The 24,360-nt window shown below is 71.6% G+C and carries 22 protein-coding genes; 11 read left to right on the top strand and 11 right to left on the bottom strand.

Annotation, left to right across the window (positions count from 1 at the left end; translation table 11 throughout):
* The first annotated feature begins 173 nt into the window (after nucleotides 1–173).
* Nucleotides 174–1,811: an MDR family MFS transporter gene (locus ACZ4S3_RS24330; RefSeq protein WP_467937510.1), complete on the top strand. Its 1,638-nt coding sequence runs from the start codon at nucleotides 174–176 to the stop codon at nucleotides 1,809–1,811.
* 73 nt (nucleotides 1,812–1,884) lie between these two features.
* On the opposite strand, the gene ACZ4S3_RS24335 is transcribed toward ACZ4S3_RS24330, so the two are convergent.
* From ACZ4S3_RS24335 to ACZ4S3_RS24355, 5 genes are all read right to left on the bottom strand, one after another.
* Nucleotides 1,885–2,181 carry a DUF397 domain-containing protein gene (locus tag ACZ4S3_RS24335; protein WP_467937512.1) on the bottom strand — a complete coding sequence of 99 codons (297 nt, stop codon included), beginning with the start codon at nucleotides 2,179–2,181 and terminating at the stop codon, nucleotides 1,885–1,887.
* A complete protein-coding gene (locus tag ACZ4S3_RS24340) occupies nucleotides 2,153–3,013 on the bottom strand; it encodes a helix-turn-helix domain-containing protein (RefSeq protein ID WP_467937514.1) in 861 nt (286 codons plus the stop codon). Before ACZ4S3_RS24340 ends, ACZ4S3_RS24335 begins: the two co-directional genes overlap by 29 nt.
* Nucleotides 3,014–3,144: 131 nt before the next feature.
* Nucleotides 3,145–4,446: a two-component system sensor histidine kinase CseC gene (gene cseC, locus ACZ4S3_RS24345; RefSeq protein ID WP_467937515.1), complete on the bottom strand. Its 1,302-nt coding sequence runs from the start codon at nucleotides 4,444–4,446 to the stop codon at nucleotides 3,145–3,147.
* 8 nt (nucleotides 4,447–4,454) lie between these two features.
* A complete protein-coding gene (cseB, locus tag ACZ4S3_RS24350) occupies nucleotides 4,455–5,165 on the bottom strand; it encodes a two-component system response regulator CseB (RefSeq protein ID WP_467937517.1) in 711 nt (236 codons plus the stop codon).
* 9 nt (nucleotides 5,166–5,174) lie between these two features.
* On the bottom strand, nucleotides 5,175–5,732 hold the full coding sequence (locus ACZ4S3_RS24355; protein ID WP_467937518.1) for a hypothetical protein: 558 nt from the start codon (nucleotides 5,730–5,732) through the stop codon (nucleotides 5,175–5,177).
* A 16-nt stretch (nucleotides 5,733–5,748) separates the two neighbouring features.
* Here ACZ4S3_RS24355 and ACZ4S3_RS24360 point away from each other — a divergent pair, with 16 nt between their 5' ends.
* Complete coding sequence (locus tag ACZ4S3_RS24360) at nucleotides 5,749–5,901, top strand: hypothetical protein (RefSeq protein ID WP_467937520.1); 153 nt, start codon at nucleotides 5,749–5,751, stop codon at nucleotides 5,899–5,901.
* 72 nt (nucleotides 5,902–5,973) lie between these two features.
* Here ACZ4S3_RS24360 and ACZ4S3_RS24365 read toward each other — a convergent pair whose 3' ends face one another.
* Nucleotides 5,974–6,525, bottom strand: coding sequence for a SigE family RNA polymerase sigma factor (locus tag ACZ4S3_RS24365; RefSeq protein WP_362703358.1), 552 nt, complete (start codon nucleotides 6,523–6,525; stop codon nucleotides 5,974–5,976).
* A gap of 465 nt (nucleotides 6,526–6,990) precedes the next feature.
* On the bottom strand, nucleotides 6,991–7,917 hold the full coding sequence (locus tag ACZ4S3_RS24370; protein WP_467937598.1) for an HhH-GPD family protein: 927 nt from the start codon (nucleotides 7,915–7,917) through the stop codon (nucleotides 6,991–6,993).
* 193 nt (nucleotides 7,918–8,110) lie between these two features.
* On the opposite strand from ACZ4S3_RS24370, the gene ACZ4S3_RS24375 reads away from it, so the two are divergent.
* The 3 genes from ACZ4S3_RS24375 to ACZ4S3_RS24385 all read left to right on the top strand — a co-directional run bounded on the left by ACZ4S3_RS24375 (nucleotide 8,111) and on the right by ACZ4S3_RS24385 (nucleotide 10,666).
* On the top strand, nucleotides 8,111–8,599 hold the full coding sequence (locus ACZ4S3_RS24375; protein WP_467937522.1) for a pyridoxamine 5'-phosphate oxidase family protein: 489 nt from the start codon (nucleotides 8,111–8,113) through the stop codon (nucleotides 8,597–8,599).
* A 201-nt stretch (nucleotides 8,600–8,800) separates the two neighbouring features.
* Complete coding sequence (locus ACZ4S3_RS24380; RefSeq protein ID WP_467937523.1) at nucleotides 8,801–9,616, top strand: hypothetical protein; 816 nt, start codon at nucleotides 8,801–8,803, stop codon at nucleotides 9,614–9,616.
* A gap of 63 nt (nucleotides 9,617–9,679) precedes the next feature.
* Complete coding sequence (locus ACZ4S3_RS24385; protein ID WP_467937525.1) at nucleotides 9,680–10,666, top strand: NAD-dependent epimerase/dehydratase family protein; 987 nt, start codon at nucleotides 9,680–9,682, stop codon at nucleotides 10,664–10,666.
* Between the two features lie 131 nt (nucleotides 10,667–10,797).
* Here the strand turns inward: ACZ4S3_RS24385 and disA are convergent, their stop codons facing one another.
* Both disA and radA read right to left on the bottom strand, forming a co-directional pair.
* Nucleotides 10,798–11,919 (bottom strand): DNA integrity scanning diadenylate cyclase DisA, encoded by a 1,122-nt coding sequence (gene disA / locus ACZ4S3_RS24390; RefSeq protein WP_467937527.1) that lies wholly within the window; start codon nucleotides 11,917–11,919, stop codon nucleotides 10,798–10,800.
* Between the two features lie 123 nt (nucleotides 11,920–12,042).
* Nucleotides 12,043–13,455, bottom strand: a complete 1,413-nt coding sequence (gene radA, locus ACZ4S3_RS24395) for a DNA repair protein RadA (protein WP_467937529.1) — start codon at nucleotides 13,453–13,455, stop codon at nucleotides 12,043–12,045.
* A 204-nt stretch (nucleotides 13,456–13,659) separates the two neighbouring features.
* Here radA and ACZ4S3_RS24400 point away from each other — a divergent pair, with 204 nt between their 5' ends.
* Nucleotides 13,660–15,381: an RNA polymerase sigma factor gene (locus ACZ4S3_RS24400; RefSeq protein WP_467937530.1), complete on the top strand. Its 1,722-nt coding sequence runs from the start codon at nucleotides 13,660–13,662 to the stop codon at nucleotides 15,379–15,381.
* An 18-nt stretch (nucleotides 15,382–15,399) separates the two neighbouring features.
* On the opposite strand, the gene ACZ4S3_RS24405 is transcribed toward ACZ4S3_RS24400, so the two are convergent.
* Nucleotides 15,400–16,251 (bottom strand): DUF3109 family protein, encoded by an 852-nt coding sequence (locus ACZ4S3_RS24405; protein ID WP_467937531.1) that lies wholly within the window; start codon nucleotides 16,249–16,251, stop codon nucleotides 15,400–15,402.
* A gap of 57 nt (nucleotides 16,252–16,308) precedes the next feature.
* Between ACZ4S3_RS24405 and ACZ4S3_RS24410 the strand changes: the two genes are divergently transcribed.
* From ACZ4S3_RS24410 to ACZ4S3_RS24430, 5 genes are all read left to right on the top strand, one after another.
* Nucleotides 16,309–17,235: a Ppx/GppA family phosphatase gene (locus ACZ4S3_RS24410; RefSeq protein ID WP_467937533.1), complete on the top strand. Its 927-nt coding sequence runs from the start codon at nucleotides 16,309–16,311 to the stop codon at nucleotides 17,233–17,235.
* Between the two features lie 71 nt (nucleotides 17,236–17,306).
* Nucleotides 17,307–18,131 carry a sugar phosphate isomerase/epimerase family protein gene (locus tag ACZ4S3_RS24415; RefSeq protein ID WP_467937535.1) on the top strand — a complete coding sequence of 275 codons (825 nt, stop codon included), beginning with the start codon at nucleotides 17,307–17,309 and terminating at the stop codon, nucleotides 18,129–18,131.
* Complete coding sequence (locus ACZ4S3_RS24420) at nucleotides 18,128–18,763, top strand: TetR/AcrR family transcriptional regulator (protein WP_467937537.1); 636 nt, start codon at nucleotides 18,128–18,130, stop codon at nucleotides 18,761–18,763. Before ACZ4S3_RS24415 ends, ACZ4S3_RS24420 begins: the two co-directional genes overlap by 4 nt.
* 173 nt (nucleotides 18,764–18,936) lie before the next feature.
* Complete coding sequence (gene ilvD / locus ACZ4S3_RS24425; RefSeq protein WP_467937539.1) at nucleotides 18,937–20,787, top strand: dihydroxy-acid dehydratase; 1,851 nt, start codon at nucleotides 18,937–18,939, stop codon at nucleotides 20,785–20,787.
* Nucleotides 20,788–21,014: 227 nt separating this feature from the next.
* Nucleotides 21,015–21,890 (top strand): chymotrypsin family serine protease, encoded by an 876-nt coding sequence (locus tag ACZ4S3_RS24430; RefSeq protein ID WP_467937541.1) that lies wholly within the window; start codon nucleotides 21,015–21,017, stop codon nucleotides 21,888–21,890.
* Between the two features lie 97 nt (nucleotides 21,891–21,987).
* On the opposite strand, the gene ACZ4S3_RS24435 is transcribed toward ACZ4S3_RS24430, so the two are convergent.
* Nucleotides 21,988–24,255 carry a serine/threonine-protein kinase gene (locus ACZ4S3_RS24435; protein ID WP_467937543.1) on the bottom strand — a complete coding sequence of 756 codons (2,268 nt, stop codon included), beginning with the start codon at nucleotides 24,253–24,255 and terminating at the stop codon, nucleotides 21,988–21,990.
* Nucleotides 24,256–24,360 lie beyond the last annotated feature (105 nt).

Consider the following 24,360-nt stretch of genomic DNA (forward strand, 5'->3'; position numbering starts at 1 on the left):
CTTCTCCTGCGTGGTTGCCGCGTGGTGCTGCGTAGTCGGTGCTGGTCGGAGGGGTGCCCCGGGGCGCGCCCCGGAAACTTACTTGACGCCCGGCTAGTTAGCCGCCTACCTTGCCGTACTGTACAGAACTAGCCGGGCGGCAAGTAAGTGGGAGTACGGGAGTGAGGACGGGGATGTCGCAGAAAGCGGCCCCAGCGGGGGACAGACAGGCAGAAATACCCAGCGCGGCGAACGGCGCGGTCAACGGCGCGGCCGCCGAGGGGAAGCAGCCCGCCAGTGTGCGGGTGGTGCTGTTCGCGCTGATGATCGCGATGCTGCTCGCGATGCTGGACAACATGATCGTGGGCACGGCCATGCCCACCATCGTCGGAGACTTGGGCGGGATGGAGCACCTGTCCTGGGTGGTCACCGCGTACACGCTCGCCACCGCCGCTTCGACCCCGATCTGGGGCAAGCTCGGCGACATGTACGGACGCAAGGGCGTCTTCCTGACATCCATTGTGATCTTCCTGATCGGCTCCGCGCTGTCCGGCATGGCCCAGGACATGGGGCAGCTGATCGCCTTCCGCGCGGTGCAGGGCCTGGGCGCGGGCGGCCTGATGGTCGGCGTCATGGCCATCATCGGCGATTTGATTCCGCCGCGGGAGCGCGGCAAGTACCAGGGCATGATGGCCGGCGTCATGGCCATCGCGATGATCGGCGGACCGCTGGTCGGCGGCAGCATCACCGACCACCTCGGCTGGCGCTGGAGCTTCTACATCAACCTGCCGCTCGGCGCGGTCGCACTGATCATGGTCACCGCGGTGCTGCACCTGCCGAAGAAGCGGTCGCAGGCCCGGATCGACTACGTCGGGTCCGCACTGCTCACCATCGGCATCACCGCGCTGGTGCTGCTCACCACCTGGGGCGGTACCGAGTACGACTGGACCTCGCCGCAGATCCTGGGGCTGGGCGTCGGCGGCGTCGTCGCCCTCGCGCTCTTCGTCCTGGTGGAGCGCAAGGTCACCGAGCCGGTGGTGCCGCTGCACATCTTCCGTAACGGCAACTTCTCGCTCGTTACGGTCATCAGCTTCCTGGTCGGCTTTGTGATGTTCGGGTCGATGACGTTCCTGCCGCTGTTCCAGCAGACCGTGCAGGGCGCCTCGGCGACCAACTCGGGCCTCCTGCTGCTGCCGATGCTGCTCGCGATGATGGCCGTCTCGCTGTTCGCCGGGCGGGTCACCACCACGACCGGCAAGTACAAGGTCTTCGTGGTCGTCGGCGGCGGCCTGATCACCGCCGGGCTCGCCCTGCTGGCCCTGATGGACACCGACACCACCCGCTTCACCTCGGGTGTCTACATGGCGGTGCTCGGCGCCGGCATGGGCTTCCTGATGCAGACCACGATGCTGATCGCGCAGAACAGCGTCGAGATGAAGGACATGGGCGTCGGCTCCTCCTCGGCCACCCTCTTCCGTACGATCGGCGGCTCCTTCGGCGTCGCGATCCTCGGCGCGATCTTCACCTCCCAGGTGAAGTCGACGATGGTCGAGCGGCTCGGCGCGGCGGCCGGTTCCAAGGTCACCGGCGGCGGCGCCCAGATGGACCCGAAGGGCCTGCTCAAGCTGCCGCCGCTGGTCAAGGACGCGTACACGCACGCCGTCGCCAACGGCAGCCACCAGGTCTTCCTGTGGGGCGCGGCGGCCAGCGTCATCGGCTTCGCCGCGGCCTGGTTCCTCAAGGAGGTGCCGCTGCGCGGCGGCCCGGTGGCCGCCAAGTCTGACGACGAGGCTCCGGCAGCGGAGCGGGTGCCGGTGGTGGAGGCCGTCTGATGCGGCCCCGCGCCTCGGCGCACGGAGCGGCCCCCGCTTTTTGCGGGGGCCGCTCCGTTTTTCTGAGTGCCGGTCAGGCGCCCGACAGCTCGCCGCCCTTGACGGCCGACACGAACGCCGTCCAGCCGACGGCCGGGAAGACGAGCGCCGGCCCGTGCGGGTCCTTGCTGTCCCGGACGGGGACGAGGCCGGGGAGGTCGTCGGCCACCTCGATGCACTCGGCGCCGTCGCCATTGCTGTGGCTGCTCTTGCGCCAGGCGGCGGCCCCAAGGAAGGCCTCGGCGACCTCGATGCAGCTCCCGCCGGTGCCGTTGCTGTAGCTGCTCTTGCGCCAGGACGCGTTACTCAAATCGAATTCTGTGCTTGCCATTTCGATAGTCCTCTGCCGCTGCTTCGATCAGGGCCAGGGACGCCACGGGCGACAGTGCGGCGGCCCTGAGCAGATCGTACGATTCCTGGTACTGCTTCACGAGCGCCGGATAGTCGATGACTTGGCCGCTGTGAAGACTCTCCGTGTACACCACAGGAGGCGCATCCGCGAAAGTCATGATCGTGGTCATGCCCATCATGTACGCATGGGCGCCAGCGGATTCCGGGAGGATCTGCAGAATGGAGTGCGTGGTCTTCACTACCTCCGCGATGTGCTCCAGCAGTTCTGCCATCTGATCGTCCGGGAGAACCCGGCGGCGGATCAGTGACTCGTCCAGGGCCACCCAGAACTTCGGGGGATTCTCACCGTCGAAGACTGCCGCCCGGGACATGCGGGCCGCAACTTTTTTCTCAACCTCTTCGTCCGCTGCCCGCGGCACCGCCGCCCGTACGATCGCGCGGGTATATGCAGCCGTCTGCAGCAGACCGGGAACGAGCGTGGGCGCCCACTCCTCGATGCTCTCCGCGCGCTGTTCCATCTCCAAGGCGTCCGCGAAGTACTCCGCATGCCCGTCCCGGCGCGCCTTCTGCGCCGCTTCGCAGTGGCGCTCGAAAAACCCGTTCGTCTTGAGCGCCTTATCGACATGGACGGCCAGATCCCTCGGCATCCCCCGCTCGCCCCGCTCGATCTGGCTAAGAAACGAGATGCCGCGAAAGCTGACTTCCACCAACTGTTCCAGCGTCAGGCCGGCTTGCTCTCTCTGGTAGCGCAACTCCGCACCGTAAAAGCAAGGGACGCTCACCGACGCGTCGGGATCCTTCCGAGGGGGCATGAACTCACCACCGCTGCTTGCAGGTTGCCCGGTGCAACCCCGTCACGGAAACGCTACGCCGCGTAACGGAGTGTCGTGCGCGTTTCGTCACAAGTTGCGCAGGAGACCATTCATGGCTCGGCGGGGCCGGGTCAGCGGTCCGGCAGCTGGATGACGGGGAAACTGCCCGTACTCGTCGGCGCGTTCTCCGGCAGCCAGAGCACCGCCACCGCCCCCGTCGACCCGTCCGTCACCTCATCCGCGTTACGGAAGGTGAGGCGGGCGCCCAGGACGCGGGCCTGGCCGGCGGCGATGGTCAGGCCCAGGCCGTGGCCGCGGCCGGCGCGGTCGCTGCTGCCGGTGCGGAAGCGGCTCGGGCCCTCGCGCAGCAGCGCCTCGGGGAAGCCGGGCCCGTGGTCGCGGACGCGCAGCACCCGGCCCTCGACGGTGACCTCGATCGGTGGTTTGCCGTGCCGGGCGGCGTTGGCGATCAGGTTGCCGAGGATGCGTTCCAGGCGGCGCGGGTCGGTGGTGACATCCGCGTCGCGTACGACATCGACGGTGACGTCCTGACTGAGGGAGCGCACGCGGCGGGTGACGAATTCGCCGAGGGCGACGTCCTGGAGCTCGGCGCGCTCGGCGTAGCCGTCGAGCCGGGCCACCTCCAGGACGTCCTCGACGAGGGTGCGCAGCGCCTGGGCCCGGTCCCGTACGAGCTCGGAGGGGCGGCCGGGCGGCAGCAGTTCGGCGGCGGTGAGCAGGCCGGTGACGGGGGTGCGCAGTTCGTGGGCGATATCGGCGGTGACCCGGCGCTCGGCCTCGATGCGCTGCTGGAGGGCGTCCGACATGGCGTCCACGGCCCAGGCCAGGTCGTCGGTCTCGTCCCGGACCCGGCCGCCGACCTCGTCGCGGATCCGGACCGAGGTGTCGCCCTCGGCGAGCTTGCCCGCGGCGGCGGCCGCCTTGCGCAGCCGCTTGGAGAGCCGCCCGCCGACCAGCACGCCCAGCGCGCAGCCGCCGACCACGACCGCGGCGGAGCCGATCAGCAGTGCCTGGTCCAGGTCGTCGAGGACGGCGAAACGGTCGAAGAAGCGGTCGTGTACGGAGAGCACGCGGCCGTTGCCGAGCGGGGAGGCGGCCCAGACCTCGGGCGCGGTCTGCCCGTTGTCCTGGATGTAGGTGGCGCGCTCGCCCTCGGCGATTTCCTTGCGCAGCGGCGCCGGCAGCGCCGGGTCGTCGATCTTCGCGCCGAACTGCAGCCGGTTGGTCGACTCGAAGATCTTCTGCGTGATGTTGAGCCGCTCGATCTGCACATCGCGGCTGTTGTCGAGCATGGAGTGGCGGGCCGCGTTGTGCACGACAAGGCTCAGCGCGACCGCGACCAGCGCTCCGACGAGCGCGATCGCCGCGCTGAGCTTCCATCTCAGCCCCGTCCGCAGGGCCAGCCTGACCACTGCGGGTGTCAGCCTCTCAGCTTGTATCCGAAGCCGCGGACCGTCTCGATACGGTCCTGGCCGATCTTGCCGCGCAGCCGCTGGACATGGACGTCCACGACGCGGGTGTCGCCGCCCCAGCCGTAGTCCCAGACCCGCTCCAGCAGCCGGTCGCGCGAGAGGACCGTACCCGGTGCGTGGGAGAACTCCAGCAGCAGCCGCATCTCGGTCGGCGTGAGCGCGACCGTCTCGCCGCCCTTGCGGACCTCCATGCCCTCGGTGTCCACCTCGAGGTCGCCGAAGCGCAGTACGGCCTCGGCGGGGTCACCCGCGTCCGCCGAGCCCCCGCCGTTGCCGTCCGGGCCGCTGGCGTGGCCGAAGCGGCGCAGTACGGCGCGGATCCGGGCGACCAGTACGGCGCCGTCGAACGGCTTGGTGACGTAGTCGTCGGCACCGGCCTCCAGGCCGAGCACCACGTCGATGGAGTCGGCGCGTGCCGACAGCATGATCACGGGGACGGTGGACTCGTCGCGGATCCGGCGGCACAGGCTGACGCCGTCCAGGCCCGGAACCATCACATCGAGGAGCGCGATGTCCGGGCGGTTGGCGCGGAACGCCTCGAGCCCGGCGAGCCCGTCGGGCATGGCGGTGACCACGAAGCCGTCCCGCTCCAGCGCGAGCTGGGTGGCCTCGCGGATCACGTCGTCGTCCTCGACGAAGAGCACATGCGTGTCGGCCATGCGGTTGTCTCAACCCTCCGGTCCCGTGCCGTCGTCCGGCGCGGGTGCGTCTTTGACGGTGGTCTTGCTGTAGTCGGTGTGGGACTTCTTGCCGTACCGGGTGAACCGGTCGTCCGACCAGCGGTAGGTCAGGACATCTTCACCGGATGGGCAGCACACCTGGTCGTCGGCGTCATAGGTCTGCACGGAGACTTCCAGATCACGCTTGTTCGCCCCGACCCCGGCGTAGACCGACGGCTGCTCGTTTCCGTACACGTTTTCATACCCGTCGCCGCTCCGCTTACGGAAGACATAGGAGCCGATGCCGACGGAATCCGCGCAGGTCATGACGTTGATGATGACATCGGGGGACTTGCTGCCGGTCAGGGAGGCATACTCCACGTCGACCGGGTACTCGTCCGCCGCGCACGGCTTGGCCAGGGTTTTCTTCACGTCCGGGCTGACCCTGGGGTCGCTCTTGAGCAGCTTGACGGCGTTGATCTTCTTGTGGCCGGTGGTCGGGGTCGGTGAGGCACTCGCGACGCCCTTGGGTGCGGGTGTGGTGGTGGCCGATCCCTCGGACCGCACGCCGTCGCCACCTGGATTGCATCCGGCCAGCAACAGCCCGACGGCGGCCACCCCCGCCGTGGCCGCGCCGCCTTTGGTCAACCCGCCGGTCAACCTGTTCCTGGACAATCCGCTCCTGCTCACCGTGCCGCTCGCACAGCCGCCCGTCCCGCTGCTGCTCGTGTTGTGATTGTCGCGCGTGAAGCTGTGCGCCATACCGCGTGTGCCGTCAGCCTGTCTTCCAGGGTGCCCGAGCCACGGGTCAGGCCGCGCACCGCTCCCGGTCCCGGTCGTCGCGCTCCAGCATCCGGGCGTCGATGTCGCGCGACTCCAGCTCCTGGCGCAGCCGGGCGAGCGCCCGGTGCAGCGTGCTCTTGACCGTGCCGGTGGACATGCCGAGCGCCGCCGCGGTCTCCTCGGTGCTCATCTGCTCCCAGTGTCGCAGGACCACGACGCTGCGCTGCTTGGGAGCGAGCACTCCGAGGATGTCCATCAGCAGGGCCCGGTCGGCGCGCTGCTCGGTGCCGTCGTCGACGCTCGCGTCCGGGAGCTGCTCGGTGGGCACCTCCTCCAGCTTGCGGGCCCGCCACCACTCCGTACGGGTGTTGATCATGACGCGGCGGAGGTAGGCGTCGGCCAGGGACTTGTCCGCGATGCCGTCCCAGCGGCCGTAGGTGCGGACCAGGGCCGTCTGGAGCAGGTCCTGGGCGTCGACCGGATCCGGCACCAGCCGCCGGGCGCTGCGCAGCAGGGCCTCCTGCCGCGTACGCACATACTCTTCGAAGTCCAGTACCTTGCCGCCGCTGGTCGCCATCCCGACGCCTCCGATCCGCTTGCGTTCCCCACGTTGACCGCGCTGGTGGTCATCTCCAGCACGAGGAAGACGCTACGGAGGGGGTGTTGCGACGGAATGTGCGTCGGCCCCACAGCGAATGCACGGAAAACCTGCGGTTGTGTAACAGCCCGCCAGGGGTCATACCTTGGAGGGACGGCGGGCCGCTGCGGGTCATCCTCACGGGGGATAAGGCCCCCCGTCGAAAGACGGATGGCCGCTTCGGAGGCGGTGCGCGCGTCATGCGACCGTCATCTTCAAGCCGTTTCGAGCCCGAAGTGTGGCGCATTCCGGCCGGAATGTTTCGCGCTCAATCATCCGGTGCGGTCATACGGCCCGGCCTTCCGGCTCCACCGCCCGGCCCGGCCACCCTGTTTCCACCCGGCCGTCCGGCCCGCACCGTGACCGGGGGCTCAGCCGTCGGCCGAGCCCCCGGTCACTCGGTCGCTAGCTGAGCGGCAGGCGGTAGCGGCCACCGCCCAGGGGTTCCACCAGTCCGTCCGAGACCAGGCCGTCGAGCGCCCGCGCCCGCTGCACCGGCTCGTCCCACACCGCGTCCAGCACCTGCTGCGGCACCGGCGCGACGGCCTCCCGCAGGACGGCCAGCAGCTTGCCGCGCACCTGGCGGTCGGTGCCGGCGTAGGCCTGCGTGCGGCGCGCCGGGCCCTCGTGCGCCGGGGATCCGGCCTGCCGCCAGGCGCACTGCGCCGCGATCGGGCAGCGCTCGCATTCCGGGCCGCGCGCCGTGCACACCAATGCGCCCAGCTCCATCGTGGCCGCCGCCCAGCGCGCCGCCAGCTTCTCGTCCTCGGGCAGCAGGGCACGGGCGAGCTTGCGCTCGGCGGCGGTGGTGGCGTTCGGCGGGTACTGGCGGCCGGTGACCGCGCGGGCGAACACCCGGCGCACATTGGTGTCCAGCACGGCATGCCGCTGCCCGTACGCGAAGGACGCCACGGCCGCGGCGGTGTACTCGCCGACGCCGGGCAGCGCCAGCAACTGGTGGTGCTCGCGCGGTACGTCGCCGCCGTGCCGCTCCTGTATGGCGGACGCGGCGGCGTGCAGCCGCAGCGCACGCCGGGGATAGCCGAGCCGGCCCCAGGCGCGCACCGCCTCGCCCGGCGCCTCGGCAGCGAGGTTGGCGGGGCGCGGCCAGCGGGTCAGCCACTGCTCATACACCGGCAGCACGCGGCTGACCGGCGTCTGCTGCAGCATGAACTCGCTGACCATCACGCCCCAGGCGCCCGCCTCGGGGCGGCGCCAGGGCAGATCGCGGGCGTGCTCGTCGAACCAGTCGGTGACCGGGCGGTGCAGCCCGGTTCCGTCGGCGGCCTCCGCGGCACAAGCGGCGGAAGCGGTCTCGGCGGCGGCGGTCATGGCAGTGGTTGTGGCAGGCATCGAAGTCATGGCACCACCGATCCTGGCACGCCCACGCCCGCCCGGGAAACGCACCGGCCCGCGCCGCTCCGCGCCCACTCGCACGCGGGACGGTCCGGTACGTACGGGTGGCCGCTACCGGCGGTACGCGAGGATGCGATCACAGATGAACATGAGTGATGAGGATGCGGTCATGAAGGAAAGCGAATGCCCGTCGGCCATCCGGCGGGCGCTGGCCGGGCACACGACGATGACCTTGGCGTATACGGACGAGGACGGGCCGCAGGCGGCCGCGGTGCTCTATGCCGTGGATGCGGAAGCGGCCGCGGGACCCGTCCTCTACTTCGTGACGTCGACCGGTACGCGGCACGGGCGGGCCCTGGGCGGGCACGGGCCCGACGGCGCGCGCGTGGCGTTCACGGCGCAGCGCGACGGCCAGGAGTGGAGCGGACTGACGGGCCTTCAGGGGCGCGGCCGCTGCCGGCCGCTGGCGGACGAGGAACGGGCCGGCGGCTGGCGGCTCTACACCGAGCGCTTCCCCTTCGTCCTGGACAGCGAGCGGCTGCGCGCGGCCCTGGAACGCACGACGCTGTGGGAACTGCGCCCCGGCTGGCTGCGGCTGATCGACAACGGCCAGGGATTCGGGCACAAGGAGGAGTGGCAGCGGGCCGGTGGCCGGTAGCGGGTGCCGTGGGCGTTTACGGTACGCAAACGTGCGGAACGCGCGGGGTGAACCACATCGGGTGTGATCGGGCCGGACCGGGCGGCAATGGCGCACACCGGCCGCGCGACGGGCCGATTCCGGGCCGATGATGGGAAAAGTTGCAGCGTCATGCGGCGGGTACTGGCCGGTCTGTGCGCCGATCTCTCGTAGAGTTTCCACGTGGGATCACTGCGCAATCCGATCGGGCCGCTTCCCTCCTCCATCTACTGGCGGCGGAGGGCCGTTGCGCTGGCCATCGTCGCACTGCTCGCCCTCGTGGTGGTGTGGGTCCTCAGCATGGGCGGGGACACCGAGAACACCGGCGGCAAGAACGACAAGGGCAAGGGGCACGGCCCGGGGCCCGCGACATCCATCACGCCAGGACCCTCCGGCAGCGGGCCGGCGATCAGTCAAAAGCCGGGCGGGCGTGGCGGGTCGGGCGGCGGGGAGTCGGGTGCGGACGGCGGATCCGGGTCGGATGACGGCGGCAAGGGCACGGGCGGTGCGAGCGGCTCCGGCGGCTCCGGCGGTTCGGCGAGCGGCCCCATCGGCGAGGGTTCGGGCGCCAGTGCCGTACCGGCCGGCTCCTCCCTCCTCAACTGCACCACCGACGGTGCCGAGTTGACGCTGCGCAGCGTCAAGGACTCCTACGAGCCGGGCGAGAAGCCGCAGTTCGAGCTGACCGTCAAGAATTCCGCGGGCTCCGCCTGCAAGGTCGACCTGGGCCGCAAGGCCGCGGTGCTGACGATCAAGGACACCGCGGGTGACGACCGGGTGTGGGCCTCCAACGACTGCCCCGCGGGCACCAGCCCGGCCCTGCTGAAGGTCCCGGCGAAGGGCTCCGTGGAGCGCACCGTCGAGTGGGACCGCAGGGCCAGCGCCCCGCAGTGTGCGACGCCGAGCGCGGCAGCGGTGCCGGCCGGGAAGTACGTCGCTGAGGCGAAGGTGCCCGGTCTGGACCCGGTCCGGGCGAAGTTCACGCTCGCCAAGAGCTGAAAGGGCTGAGCCGAGAGCGAATACGGCTGACCCGGCCGGGGCGGTTGGGGCACAGTCGCCGCCATGAAGCTCTTGATTCTGGGCGGTACGGAATTCGTGGGGCGGGCGGTCGCCGAGGCGGCGTCGGCCCGCGACTGGCAGGTGACGGTGTTTCACCGCGGTCACCATGCACCCCCGCAGGGCGTGAGGGCCCTGCACGGCGACCGCGGCGGCGGTCCGGCGGGGCTCGCGGCGCTGAAGGAGGGCGCGTGGGACGCCGTCGTCGACACCTGGAGCGGCGCCCCGTCGGCCGTACGGGACGCGGCGCGGCTGCTGGCCGGCCGGGCGGGGACGTATGCGTATGTCTCCAGCCGGTCGGTGTACGAGTACCCCGCCCCGTACGGGCTCGATGAGGACGGGCCGGTGGTGGCGTCGTCACCGGACGACACCGGCTGCGACGATTACGCGGCGGCCAAGCGGGGCGGCGAACTGGCCGCGATCGACGCCTTCGGGGACCGGGCGCTGCTGGTCCGGGCGGGCCTGATCCTGGGACCGTACGAGAACATCGGGCGGCTGCCGTGGTGGCTGGGCCGGATCGCCCGAGGTGGACCGGTGCTGGCCCCGGGACCGCGCGAGATGCCCCTGCAGTACGTCGATGCGCGGGACCTGGCCGAGTGGACGCTGGATGCGGTGCAGGCCGGGCTGGGCGGTGCGTACAACCTGGTCAGCGAGGCGGGGCACGCCACGATGGGGGAGCTGCTGGAGAGTTGCGCGGCGGTCACCGAGGCGGACGCCGAACTGCGGTGGACCGCGCCGGAGAAGGTGCTCGCGGCCGGGATCGAGCCGTGGACCGAGCTGCCGGTCTGGCCGGCGCCCGGTGAGCCGCGGGATGCGATATACGGCGCCGATGTGTCCAAGGCCCTTGCCACCGGGCTGCGCTGCCGGCCCGTCAGCGAAACCGTCGCCGACACCTGGGCCTGGCTGCAGAGCATCGGCGGCGTCGCCCCGCAGCGCCCGGACCGTCCGGCGGTCGGGCTGGCCCGGGAGAAGGAGGCGGCGGTGCTGGGCTAGGCCGGGCGCAGCGGGACGACCGCGCTCGTGCGCTTCCCGCCGCGACGGCGCCGCACCGCAGCGGTGAGCGTCCGGCGGGATCCGCGGCCACGGCAAGGACCCCGCACGGCGAACTCGCTACGGGACAGCCCTTAGACGTACCGCTCCAGGATCGACGACTCCGCCAGCCGCGAGAGCCCCTCGCGCACCGACCGGGCGCGGGCCTCGCCGACGCCGTCCACGGCCTGGAGGTCGTCGACGCTGGCGGCGAGCAGCTTCTGCAGGCCGCCGAAGTGGTCGACGAGGCGGTCGATGACCGTGCCGGGCAGGCGCGGGACCTTCGCCAGGAGCCGGAAGCCGCGCGGCGAGACCGCGGAGTCCAGCGTCTCGGGAGCGCCGCTGTAGCCCAACGCGCGGGCCACGGCGGGGAGTTCGAGGAGGTCGGTGTGGGTCAGGGAGTCCAGTTCGGCGAGCGCTTCGGCGACCGTACGGGAGCGCTTGGCGGTCGGCTCGGGGACGTAGTCGCGCACGACCAGTTCCCGTTCGGGCTCGACGCCGGCGATCAGCTCGTCGAGCTGGAGGGAGAGGAGGCGGCCGTCGGTGCCGAGCTCGACGACATACTCGGCGATCTCGGTGGCGATCCGGCGGACCATCTCCAGGCGCTGGGCGACCGCGGTGACATCGCGGACCGTCACCAAGTCCTCGATCTCCAGGGCGGAGAGGGTGCCGGCGACCTCGTCCAGGCGGAGCTTGTAGCGCTCCAGGGTGGCCAGGGCCTGGTTGGCGCGGGAGAGGATCGCGGCCGACTCCTCCAGGACGCGGCGTTCACCGTCCACGTAGAGGGCGATCAGGCGCATCGACTGGCTGACGGAGACGACCGGGAAGCCCGCCTGGATGGAGACGCGCTGGGCCGTGCGGTGCCGGGTGCCGGTCTCCTCGGTGGGGATGGAGGCGTCGGGGACGAGCTGCACACCGGCCCGCATGATCTTGGAGATGTCCTTGTCGAGGACCAGCGCCCCGTCGAGCTTGCACAGCTCGCGCAGGCGGGTGGCGGTGAACTCGACGTCCAGGACGAAGCCGCCGGTGCACATGGACTCGACGGTCTTGTCGAAGCCGAGGACGATCAGGCCGCCCGTATTGCCGCGCAGGATGCGCTCGAGGCCGTCGCGCAGGGCCGTACCGGGCGCGACGGCGCTCAGCGTGGCGCGCATGAGGCGATCGGTGCCGGAGCTCCCGGACCTGCCGGGAGCCGATGCCCGGTCGTTGGCTGCCACTGCACTCCTCCGTCGCAAGGTCAATCGGTCCGCGAGGCCGCCCGGCCCATGCTGCGGTGACGTACCAGCGAGCGTACGCGGCAGGCAACAAGACTGCGGTGACGGGCGAGACCAGGGCAAAGTCTACCGGCGCTGTTCCTCTTCCCGTGGGGCCTCCCGTCGCACCCGCTTGGGCAGCACGCTCAGCGCCTGCCCGACGTCGGCGACCTCCATCACCCGCATTCCGTCGGGGATCTTGCCGGGGTCGGAGGGAACCAGGGCGTGGGTGAAGCCGAGCCGGGCCGCCTCCGAGAGCCGGCGCTGGACGCCCGTGACCCGTCTGACCTCGCCCGCCAGGCCCACCTCGCCGATGGCGACCAGGTTCTTGGGGAGGGGGGTGTCGCTGGCCGCGCTGGCGAGCGCGAGGGCGACGGCGAGGTCGGCGGCGGGCTCGGTCAGCTTCACGCCGCCGACCGTCGCGCTGTAGATGTCGCGTTTGCCCAGGGCGGTGATCCGGCCGCGCTGCTCCAGAACGGCGAGCATCATCGAGACCCGGGACGTCTCCAGGCCGGAGGTCGTCCGCCGGGGGGAGGGGATCTGCGAGTCGACGGTCAGCGCCTGGACCTCGGCGACCAGGGGGCGCCGGCCCTCCAGGGTGACCGTCAGGCACGTACCGGGCACCGGCTCGGCGCGGCGGGTCAGGAACAGGCCGGAGGGGTCGGCGAGGCCGGTGATGCCTTCGTCGTGCAGCTCGAAACAGCCGACCTCGTCGGTCGTGCCGTAGCGGTTCTTGACGCCACGGACGAGGCGGAGCCGGGCGTGCCGGTCGCCCTCGAATTGCAGGACGACATCGACGAGGTGTTCCAGGAGGCGGGGGCCCGCGATGGCGCCGTCCTTGGTGACATGGCCGACCAGGAGGGTGGCCATACCGCGATCCTTGGACGCCCGGATCAGTGCGCCGGCCACCTCGCGGACCTGCGCCATACCGCCCGGGGCGCCCTCGATCTCGGGCGAGGCGACGGTCTGGACGGAGTCGAGGACGAGCAGGGAGGGTTTGATGGCGTCCAGGTGGCCCAGCACGGCGGACAGGTCGGTCTCGGCCGCCAGATAGAGGTGGTCGTCGAGGGCGCCGATGCGGTCGGCGCGCAGCCGTACCTGGCTCGCGGACTCCTCGCCGGTGACGTAGAGCGTGCGGTGGGCCTCGGAGGCCGCCTTGGCGGCGACATCCAGGAGGAGGGTGGACTTGCCGACGCCCGGCTCGCCCGCCAGCAGCGCGACCGCGCCGGGGACCAGCCCGCCGCCCAGCACGCGGTCCAGCTCGGGCACGCCCGTCGAGCGGGCGGCCGCCTGTCTGCCGTCGACCTGGCCGATGGGCACCGCCGCGGTGGTGACCCGGCCGGCCGCGGTGGTGCGCACCGCGGGGGCGCCGCCGAACTCCTCGACCGTGCCCCACGCCTGGCATTCGGGGCAGCGGCCGAGCCACTTCGCGGTGGTCCAGCCGCACTCGGTGCAACGGTAGGAGGGGCGCTCCTTGGCCGACGTTTTACGGGTTGCCATGAGGTCACCGTATCGGCGGGGTCCGACAGTCCATGCCGCCGAGCTCCCGAGGAGCGGGGGCGGCCGCCACCGCCGTCGGTTCGGCCGACCGGGTGGCGGGACCGGGACTGGTGTCCCCTTTTGAGGGAGATGGTCACCCGTAAGGGTTAAAAGTGTCCAAGGGGAGCGAGAGCGGCTGCATCATCCGCCTACCGTCGCCGGGTGATGAGCAGCAGGCCCGAGCACCCCACGGACACCACCGGCGCACACCGGTCGCGCAGCGCGCAGCCCCAGGACCGTGCCGGGCGACAGGACCGTGCCGAGCGCCAGGATCGCTACGGCGCCTATCTGGACGGGCTGTTCACCTACTGCCTGTCCGTGTTGTGCGAGCACGACGCGGCCACCGCGGTGCTCGGCGAAACGCTGGCACTCGCCGAGCGCCACCACGGCCGCCGCCCGTCCGGCCCGGACCTCTACCGCCCCTGGCTCTACGCCCTGGCCCGCTGGGCCTGTCTGCGCCGGCTCGCCGAGCGCGGCGGGCCCGGCACCGAAGCCGGCACCACATCCGGCGGCGAGGCCACCGCCGACGCCGAGGACCGCCGGCGTGAACTGGCCGTGCTCGCCTGGCCGGAGGCCGCCGGGACGACGCCCGAGCAGCGCGAGGCGCTGGAGCTCTCGGTACGCCACCACCTCCCGGCGGGCGAGGTCGCCGCGGTGCTGGGCGCCGAGCCGGGCGCCACCCGCGTCCTGCTGGCCGCCGCGCGCTGCGAGGTCGAGCGGACCCGGGCCGCGCTGGCCGTCGTCGAACGCGGCCGCTGTCCGGAGGTGGCCCAGCTGGCGGCCGATACCCGGATGCTGCTGGGCACGGCGCTCCGCCGGGAGCTGGTACGCCATGTGGACGACTGCGCCGAGTGCCGGCGGACGGCGGAGCGGGCCACCGCTGCCGGGCCGTGGCCCGGCACCGCGCCCGCCGCCCCGGGGTCGCTGCCGCTGGTCGCCGCGCCGCGGGAGGCGGTGTCCGTGGCGCTGGCGGCGGCCCGGCGTTCGCGGTCGGGGCGTGCGGAGGGCGTGCCGGGCGCGGGCCCAGGCCGCGGCGGCAAAGCGACTGGGGCAAACGGTTCTCCTCGCTATGACCGCAGCGGATTCCCGGTAGGCCCCACGGACCGGGCCGCCCGCCGCCGCCGGCTGCGCAACCGCGCACTGACCAGCACCGTCGTCGCCACCGTGCTGGCCGCTCCGATGCTGGCCGTGTGGGCCGCGTACCGCCAGGCCGCGCCGTCCGAGGGGACGGACGGCACGCCCGCGGTGACGGCCAATGAGCGCGAGGGCAACGACGGGCAGCTCAGCGGCCGCCGCTACGAGAACGCCGGCAACGCCCGGACGACCCCCGGCCCGGCCTTCTCGCCCGGTGGGGCGGGGTCCGATGTGTCGGCCCAGGTGATCGGCGCGGACGGCACACCGCTGCGGCCGGCCGGGCCCGCCCGGGACCGTACGGGGCCGGGCCGGCTGACCGTCGCGGCGCAGCCGAGCGGCGGGACGACGGTCATCACGCTCAGCGCGTCCGGCGGGTCACCGGTGCGCTGGACGGCGTCGGCCGGTGCGCCCTGGCTGCAGATGAGCCATACGGCCGGAGTGCTGCGGCCGGGGGAGTCCACGACGATCACGGTCTATGTCGATCACGACCGGGAGCCCGAGGGCCACTGGCGCACCCGGATCGCGATCGAGCCCGGCGGTACGGCCGTCACGATGGAGGGCCACGGTGTGACCGAGCCGGACCCCGGCCCGAGCGACCCCCCGCCGACGGATCCGACGCCGACTCCGGCGCCGACCACCCCCACGCCGACTCCGACGGACCCCGCGCCCACGCCGACGCCCACCCCCACGGCCCCGACGCCCACCCCGGCCCCGGCCTCGCCCCCGTCGAACACGACGAACCCCGCCCGCTGAGGCGCGGACGGGGTCGGGTCACTTCTTCGGGGCAGCGGCCGGTTTCGGGCCTGCCGGCTTCGGGTCCGCCGGATGCGGCGCCATCGGCAGCGTCGCCGACAGCCGTTCCTCGCACAGCTCGGCAAGCTTGGCGTAGCCCTTCTTGCCCATCAGCTCCGTCAGCTCCGGCTTGTAGGTGACATAGACCGGTTCGCCCGCACCGTGCGCCGAGGTCGCCGACGTGCACCACCAGTGCAGGTCATGGCCTCCGGGACCCCAGCCGCGCCGGTCGTACTCGCCGATCGTCACCTGGAGGATCTGGGTGTCGTCCGGGCGGTCGATCCAGTCGTAGGTGCGCCGCACCGGCAGCTGCCAGCAGACGTCCGGCTTGGTCTCCAGCGGTTCGCGGCCCTCGCGCAGCGCGAGGATGTGCAGCGAGCAGCCCGCGCCCGCCGGGAAGCCGGGGCGGTTCTGGAAGATGCACGAGCCCTGCCAGCGGCGGGTCTGCCGTTCGCCGTCGTCGTCCTCCTCGGTCCAGCCGGTCTCGGTGCCCACGTCGTGGAACTGCCACAGGTCGGGTGTGAGACGCGCCACATGACCGGCCACCCGCTGCTCGTCCTCCTCGTCCGAGAAGTGCGCGCCGAGCGTGCAGCAGCCGTCGTCCGCGCGGCCGGCCTGGATGCCCTGGCAGCCGCTGCCGAAGATGCAGGTCCAGCGCGAGGTCAGCCAGGTCAGGTCGCAGCGGAAGATCTGCTCGTCGTCGGCCGGGTCGGGGAAGGTGACCCAGGCACGGGCGAAGTCGAGGCCGACCTCGTCGGGCGACGCCCCGGCCGCCACGGCTTTTTCCTGCTTGGTCTGCTTCGTCTTTTTCGCCTTTTTCGTCTTTGCCACGACTCCAGCCTAAGGCGGCCGACAAGAGATACCTGCCGCGGCAGTAGGTTTCCCCGTATGAGACTCGGTGTCCTCGATGTGGGTTCGAATACGGTCCATCTCCTGGTGGTGGACGCACACCCCGGCGCACGCCCGCTGCCCGCCTACTCGCACAAGGCGGAGCTACGCCTTGCCGAACTCCTCGACGAGGGCGGCGCCATAAACGAGGCCGGGGTGGAACGGCTGGTGGCCACCATCCGGGAAGCGCAGCAGGTGGCCGAGGACAAGGGCGTCGAGGAAGTGCTGCCGTTCGCCACGTCCGCGATCCGGGAAGCCACCAACGGCGAGGACCTGCTGCGCCGCGTCACCCTGGAGACCGGCATCACACTGCGGGTGCTCTCCGGCGAGGACGAGGCGCGCCTGACCTTCCTCGCCGCCCGCCGCTGGCTCGGCTGGTCCGCCGGCCGGCTGCTGGTCCTGGACATCGGCGGCGGCTCGCTGGAGATCGCCTTCGGCCTCGACGAGGAGCCGGATGTGGCGGTCTCGCTGCCGCTCGGCGCGGGCCGGCTGACCGCGCGCGACCTGCCCGGCGACCCGCCGGACCCCCAGGACGTCCGGGCGCTGCGCCGCCGCGTGCGGGCCGAGATCGCCAAGGTGGTGAGCGAGTTCCGCCGCTACGGAAGCCCCGACCAGGTCGTCGGGACGTCCAAGACCTTCAAGCAGCTGGCCCGGATCGCGGGCGCGGCGCGCTCGGCCGAAGGCCAGTACGTCCGCCGGGAGCTGACCCACAAGAAGCTGGAGGAGTGGGTGCCGCGGCTGGCCGGGATGTCCGCGCGCGAGCGGGTCGAGCTGCCGGGCGTGTCCGTGGGCCGCGCGCGGCAGCTGCTGGCCGGGGCGCTGGTCGCGGAGGCGACGATGGACCTGTTCGGCGTCGAGACGCTGGACACCTGTCCGTGGGCGCTGCGCGAGGGTGTCATCCTGCGGCGGCTGGATCACATGCCGTAGCGGCAGCACGCCGGACGCGGTCGCCCGGACCTCCTGCCCGGTGCCCAGTCGCGGCCCGTACGCTGTCCCTCGTGACAGAGCCAGTGGTGCGCATCCCCGATGCGAAGGTCGCCCTGTCCACGGCCTCGGTCTATCCGGAGTCGACGGCGACGGCCTTCGAGATCGCCGCGCGCCTGGGCTACGACGGCGTCGAGGTCATGGTCTGGACCGACCCGGTCAGCCAGGACATCGAGGCGCTGCGCCGACTGTCGGACTATCACGGGGTGCCGGTGCTGGCCGTGCACGCGCCGTGTCTGCTGATCACCCAGCGGGTGTGGTCCACCGACCCCTGGGTCAAGCTCCAGCGGGCGCGGAACGCCGCCGAGAAGCTCGGCGCCTCGACGGTGGTCGTGCATCCGCCGTTCCGGTGGCAGCGCAACTACGCGCGGGAGTTCGTGCGCGGGGTGTGGCGGATGGAACACGACACGGACGTGAAGTTCGCCGTCGAGAACATGTACCCCTGGCGCTACCGGGACCGCGAGATGCTGGCGTACGCCCCGGACTGGGACCCCACCAGCGACGACTACCGGCACTTCACCGTCGACCTGTCGCACACCGCCACCGCGCGCAATGACGCGCTGGAAATGGTGGAGCGGATGGGCGACCGGCTGGCGCACGTCCATCTGGCCGACGGCAACGGCTCCGCCAAGGACGAGCATCTGGTGCCGGGGCGTGGCAGCCAGCCCTGCGGCGATCTGCTGGAGCGGCTGGCCGCCACCGGCTTCGCGGGCCATGTGGTCGTCGAGGTCAATACCCGCCGGGCGATGTCCGCCGCCGAACGCGAGGCCGACCTCGCCGAGGCGCTGGCCTTCACCCGGCTGCATCTGGCCTCGCCCACCTGGGTGCCGGGGTCGTGAGCGACGGGGAGCCGGCGGGGGAGCCCGCACCGCGCGCCCGCCGCCGCGGCCGCCCGGCCCGTGCCGAGGCCGCCGAAGGGCCCGGCGCCCGCGAGCGGATCCTCGCCGCGGCCCGTACGGAATTCGCCGAGCGCGGGTACGACAAGACGTCGGTACGCGGCATCGCCAAGGCGGCCGGGGTGGACGCCGCGCTGGTGCACCACTACTTCGGCACCAAGGAGCAGGTCTTCGCGGCGGCCATCGAGCTGTCCTTCGCGCCCGCGCTGACCATGCCGGACGCCATCACGGGCGGCGGCGACGCCGGGGCGGGCGAGCGGATGGCCCGCTTCATGCTCGGCATCTGGGAGAACCCGGTCAGCCGGCCGTCGCTGCTGGCGATCATGCGCTCGGCGCTGACCAACGACACCGCGGCGACGGTGCTGCGCGGGCTGGTCGAGCGCCGCCTCCTCCAGCGGGTAGCGGGTGAACTGCACGTACCCGACCCGGAGTTCCGTGCCCAGCTGGCCGCGAGCCATCTGATCGGGATCGCCATGCTGCGCTATGTGATCAAGATGGAGCCGATGGCCTCCGCCGATCCGGAGGAGATCGTCGCCATGGTGGCGCCGGCGCTGCAGCGGTATCTGACCCAGTGACCCGGCCGCGCCCCGGGCCCCGGCGCTGTCCGCAGTCCGGTCAGTCATCTCACATACCGGAGTCGGTGTCCGGATCTTGGATCAAGAGCGTAATCTCGGTTTCAGCTGCTGTATGACGCCACTGCTGTAGGGCGCCGACCGCTGGACGTACGTATCCCGAGGGAGTGACCATCGTGCCCGATCTGAGGTCCCGCACCGTTACCCATGGCCGCAACATGGCGGGCGCCCGCGCCCTTATGCGGGCCTCGGGTGTAGCGAGCGAGGACATCGGTAAGCCGATTGTCGCGGTCGCCAACTCCTTCACCGAGTTCGTGCCCGGTCACACCCACCTCGCGCCGGTCGGCCGGATCGTCTCCGACGCCATCCGGGCCGCGGGCGCGGTGCCCCGCGAGTTCAACACCATCGCGGTCGACGACGGCATCGCCATGGGCCACGGCGGCATGCTGTACTCCCTGCCCTCCCGCGACCTGATCGCGGACTCGGTCGAGTACATGGTCGAGGCGCACTGCGCGGACGCGCTGATCTGCATCTCCAACTGCGACAAGATCACCCCCGGCATGCTGATGGCCGCGATGCGCCTGAACATCCCGGTGGTCTTCGTCTCCGGCGGCCCGATGGAGGCCGGCCAGGCCACCCTCGTCGACGGCACGGTCCGCAAGCTCGACCTGATCAACGCCATCGTCGACGCGGTCAACGACAACGTCTCCGACGAGGACGTCCTCCGCATCGAGGAGAACGCCTGTCCCACCTGCGGTTCCTGCTCCGGCATGTTCACCGCCAACTCGATGAACTGCCTCACCGAGGCCATCGGCCTCTCGCTGCCGGGCAACGGCTCGGTGCTCGCCACCCACACCGCCCGTAAGGCGCTCTACGAGAACGCCGGCCGTACGGTCGTGGAGATCACCAAGCGCTACTACGAGGACGGCGACGAGTCCGTCCTGCCGCGCAACATCGCCACCCACGAGGCCTTCGAGAACGCCATGGCGCTCGACATCGCGATGGGCGGCTCCACCAACACCATCCTGCATCTGCTCGCCGCCGCCCAGGAGGCCGAGCTCGACTACGGCCTCACGGACATGGACGCGATCTCGCGCCGGGTCCCCTGCCTGGCGAAGGTCGCGCCGAACGTGGCCCCCGGCGGCACGTACTACATGGAGGATGTGCACCGCGCCGGCGGCATCCCCGCCATCCTCGGTGAGCTCTACCGCGGCGGACTGCTCAACGAAGACGTGCACTCCGTCCACTCCCCCTCGCTCGCCGAACACCTCAAGACCTGGGACGTGCGCGGCGGTTCACCGTCCGACGAGGCCGTGGAGCTGTGGCACGCGGCCCCCGGCTGCAAGCGCTCGGCGACCGCCTTCTCCCAGTCCGAGCGCTGGGCGTCGCTGGACGTGGACGCCGAGGGCGGCTGCATCCGTTCCGTCGAGCACGCCTACTCCCAGGACGGCGGCCTCGCGGTCCTCAAGGGCAACATCGCCGAGGACGGCTGCGTCGTGAAGACCGCCGGCGTCGACGAGTCCATCTGGACCTTCGAGGGCCCGGCCGTGGTCTGCGAATCGCAGGATGAGGCCGTCGACAAGATCCTCACCAAGCAGATCAAGGAAGGCGACGTCGTCGTCATCCGCTACGAGGGCCCCAAGGGCGGCCCCGGCATGCAGGAGATGCTCTACCCGACGTCCTTCCTCAAGGGCCGCGGTCTGGGCAAGGCCTGCGCCCTGGTCACCGACGGCCGCTTCTCCGGCGGCACGTCCGGCCTCTCCATCGGCCATGCCTCGCCCGAGGCGGCGTCCGGCGGCACCATCGCGCTCGTCGAGGACGGCGACCGGATCCGTATCGACATCCCGGGCCGGTCGATCGAACTCCTCGTGGACGACGAGGAGTTGGCGGCCCGCCGCGAGGCCCTCGGCGGCGTCTACGCGCCCAAGCAGCGCGAGCGCAAGGTCTCCCAGGCGCTGCGCGCGTACGCGGCCATGGCGACCAGCGCCGACAAGGGCGCGGTCCGCGATGTGAGCAAGCTCGGCTGAGGCCGCCCGGTCCGCAAGTGGTGCACGGGTGACGTAGCCCCGCTGAGCCGGGCGAGCCGCGAAAGCCCCGTAAAGGCTTCCACGGAACCCCCGTGAAAGCCGCCATGAAAGCCCAATGAAACCCCAATAGAACCCCGATGAAAGCCCCCGCGCGAGTGGGGGCTTTCTGCTCTACTGAGGCTTCCTGCCCGCTTAATGCTTGCCATCCCGGACGAAAGGCATAACGCGTGATCAGCAAATTCAGGAAATTACCGGGCCTCGCCCTGGCCCTGGTGCTCACCGGGTCCGTAGGCGCAGCCACCGCACAGGCCGACACCCGCTCCGGCCAGGCCGAGCAGAGCAAACGCATCTACAACGGCATGCACATCGCGTTCCCCCCGAACTCTCCTGATCTCTTCTGCACCATCGGAGCCGTGGGCACCGACGACCACCAGCGCAAAATAGCCATTTCGGCCGGCCACTGCATCGCCGACAAGTCCGGGAAGTACGCGGACCGTGACCTCCCGGAGAACGTCATCCCCGTCTCCGACCGGAACGACATGAAGTCCGGCCCGATCGGCTATGTGCGCTACTTCAAGGACCCCGAGGGTTCGCAAACGGGCCATGCCACCAAGGACTACATGGTCATTGAGCTGCTTCCGAAGGTGACGCTCTCCGCCCAGGGGCCGTATCTGAAGCAGACCGGTGTGCTGAAGTACCCGAAGGGCCCGGTCAGCCCGAATGCGCAGAAGCCCGCGCTCGACAATGAGCGGCTGCTGACGACCGGCGACAACGAGATCATCACCTCAGGGCAGACGGGCGTGTGGTACGGCACCGTCCTCAACAACGACAACGGCATCTACCGGGCCCCGGCCCCGAACAAGGCGGGGGATTCGGGCGGCCCGGTGATCTGGCACGTTCCGGGCACCGAACTGCCGTCCCAGTCCAACAACTTCCAGGCCTCCGGTCCTTGGGCCGGAATCACCAAGGCCATCACTCTCCAGTGGCCGCCGTACAACTACACCAGCTCGGCGAACATCCTGGCCGATCTGCGGGCCCGCGAGACCGCCGACCCCAAGCACAACGTCTATGGGGCGGGCTTCGAGGTGACCGGCAACCCCTGACGCGCCGGGAGCCCCCAGGAGGCCGGACGGGAGTGGGGGCTCCTGCCCGCCGGAGCCCGAGACCATCCCGGCCTGAGGCACGGGGCGGGCCCGGCGGTCACCAGCCCGCCGGGTCCTTCGTCCCCACGGCGAAGACCGTCCCGTCCGGCCCCGCCGCGTAGATCCGGCCGTGGCGGAGGTCCACCACCGGAGCGGGCAGGATCTCCAGGAAGCCGTTGTGCCGGTTGGCCGCCAGCCGCGGCGTGGTCTGCCCGAGCAGCGAGCCGGACCGGGCGTCGACGGCCAGCAGCCGTCCGTCCGCCACGGTGAAATACAGCCGGTCGCCGCTCACCACGAGCGCCGAGCCCCGGCTGACCGAAGAGGTCTCGGTGTCCCATGTGCGCTCCCCGACGGCCTGCAGCGAGCCGCCTTCGGCGAGCACATAGACCGTCTCGCCGCGCACCACGGCGGTCACGGAGCCGTCGAGCGGCGCCTTCAGCGGGATGCGGCGGGTGCGCCGGGTGTGCGGGTCGTAGCGGACGACGGCGGTGGTGGTGAAGGGGTGCTGGGGGTCGGCGGCGGTGAAGTAGAGCGCGCCGGAGGAGCCGACGCCGGCCGGGGTCAGCGAGCCGGGCAGTCGTCGCTCCCAGCGGACCGCGCCGTCCTCCGGGGCGACGGCGGTGATCTGGGTACCGGTGCTGTCGGGGGTCAGGCCGACGGCGTAGGCGGTGCGGGCGTCCCCGTACGAGACGAACGTCGGCGGGGTGTGCTTGGGGAAGCGCTTGCGCCAGCGCCGCTGATGGGTGGCGCTGTCCAGCGCGGTCACCGTGCCGTCCCCGGCGCTGAGCAGCACACGGTCGCCGACGACGACCGCGCCGCCTTCGTACCCGGACAGGTCCTGGCTCCAGCGGGTGGCGCCCTTCCCCTTGGCCGACGGATCGAGCGCCTCCAGACGCCGGTTGTCGGGCGTCCAGACGTACAGCAGGCCGCCCGAGAGCACCGGCGTGGTCGGCGGCGTATCGAGGGTGGCATTGACCTTGCCGGTACGCCGCCATGCGGTGCGCCCGGTGTCCGCGTCGAGGCGGGCGGCCCGGATCCCGGACTGGACGCAGAAGACGGCGCCGGAGCCGGCCGTGCAGAACGGCATCTCGGAGCGGTGGCCGTCGGGGCGCTCGAGGAGCGTGGTGTGCCAGGGCCGCGCGTCGGTGTGGGCGGCCGGCGACGGATGGACCTCCAGCCCCGGCCCCCCGGACGACAGCGCCCGCACGCCCGCGAACGCCCCGGCCCCGGCGACGAGCAGCGCCACGGCGGCCCAGAGAGCCCAGCGGCGCGCCTTCGGGGCGGGGCGGGCTTCCGGATCGGTGTGCGCGTCGTTGGGCGGTCCGGCCGTACGCGCCCGGCCGGAGCGGACATGCGTGGCCTCGGCGCGGGACGGGGCGGCCGCGGCGCGGACCGGCTGCCGCTGGGCCGGGATCCGCGCGGCGGTCAGGGGATCCGCCGCGGGCGGCCGGTCCGGCGTCCCGGTGGTGAAGGTGGGGAGTTCGAGATGCACTTCGGTGTGCATCTCGGTGTGCAGCAGTTCCATCAGCTCGCCCGGCGTCGGCCGGTCCGCCGGATCCTTCGCCAGACAGCTCCCGATCAACGGCGCCAGCTCCTGCGGCACGCCCGCCAGATCCGCCTCGTCGTGCACCACCTGATACGCGACCAGATACGGGCTCTCCGAGTCGAACGGGCCGCTCCCGGTCGCCGCGTGCACCAGCACCGACCCCAGCGCGAACACATCCGCCGCCGGGCCCACCTCGCGCGGCCGCTGGAACTGCTCGGGCGCCATGAACGGCGGCGTACCGATCAACTTGCCGGTCTCGGTGCGCATTTCGCTGTCGGACGGCCGCGAAATCCCGAAGTCGATAACTTTCGGTCCGTCGGCGGCCAGTAGCACATTCCCGGGCTTGAGATCGCGGTGTACGACCCCGGCGCGATGGATGTCGCGCAGCGCCTCGGCGAGGCCGGAAGCCAGCCGGCGTACCTCGGCGGGCGACATCGGGCCGTTCCGTTTCACATGGTCGGAAAGGGTCGGGCTGGGAATGTGCAAGGTCGCCATCCAGGGCCGCTCGGCGTCCGGATCGGCGTCCACGACCGGCGCCGTGAAGGCCCCGCTGACCCGCCGTGCGGCCGCCACCTCCTGCCGGAACCGCCCCCGGAACTCCGGGTCCTGGGCGAATTCGGCGTGGATGACCTTGACCGCGAGCTGGAGCCCGGAGGACGAACGCGCCAAATGCACCACGCCCATACCGCCGGAGCCCAGCCGAGCCTCCAGGCGATAGTGCCCGGCGTACTCCGGACGCTCCGCTTCCGGGCCGGCCCCGGAATCACGCAGCGGCGGCATCGTTCCACCCCCGTGACATTCCCCGTGCAATTCGGTCGCAGGTGCGACGCGCGGAGCCTAGTCGATGACACGTACGAGATGAACGAGGCTTGCTAGCGTGCGCGT

The sequence above is a fragment of the Streptomyces sp. NPDC028368 genome (assembly GCF_055565615.1).

Coding starts and splice junctions, on each gene's coding strand:
- ACZ4S3_RS24335 (WP_467937512.1), bottom strand. CDS start 2,181: ATGGCAAGCACAGAATTCGATTTGAGTAACGCGTCCTGGCGCAAGAGC.
- radA (WP_467937529.1), bottom strand. CDS start 13,455: ATGGCAACCCGTAAAACGTCGGCCAAGGAGCGCCCCTCCTACCGTTGC.
- ACZ4S3_RS24340 (WP_467937514.1), bottom strand. CDS start 3,013: ATGCCCCCTCGGAAGGATCCCGACGCGTCGGTGAGCGTCCCTTGCTTT.
- ACZ4S3_RS24370 (WP_467937598.1), bottom strand. CDS start 7,917: ATGACCGCCGCCGCCGAGACCGCTTCCGCCGCTTGTGCCGCGGAGGCC.
- ACZ4S3_RS24375 (WP_467937522.1), top strand. CDS start 8,111: ATGAAGGAAAGCGAATGCCCGTCGGCCATCCGGCGGGCGCTGGCCGGG.
- ACZ4S3_RS24365 (WP_362703358.1), bottom strand. CDS start 6,525: ATGGCGACCAGCGGCGGCAAGGTACTGGACTTCGAAGAGTATGTGCGT.
- ACZ4S3_RS24410 (WP_467937533.1), top strand. CDS start 16,309: ATGAGACTCGGTGTCCTCGATGTGGGTTCGAATACGGTCCATCTCCTG.
- cseB (WP_467937517.1), bottom strand. CDS start 5,165: ATGGCCGACACGCATGTGCTCTTCGTCGAGGACGACGACGTGATCCGC.
- ACZ4S3_RS24435 (WP_467937543.1), bottom strand. CDS start 24,255: ATGCCGCCGCTGCGTGATTCCGGGGCCGGCCCGGAAGCGGAGCGTCCG.
- ACZ4S3_RS24330 (WP_467937510.1), top strand. CDS start 174: ATGTCGCAGAAAGCGGCCCCAGCGGGGGACAGACAGGCAGAAATACCC.
- ACZ4S3_RS24400 (WP_467937530.1), top strand. CDS start 13,660: ATGAGCAGCAGGCCCGAGCACCCCACGGACACCACCGGCGCACACCGG.
- ACZ4S3_RS24385 (WP_467937525.1), top strand. CDS start 9,680: ATGAAGCTCTTGATTCTGGGCGGTACGGAATTCGTGGGGCGGGCGGTC.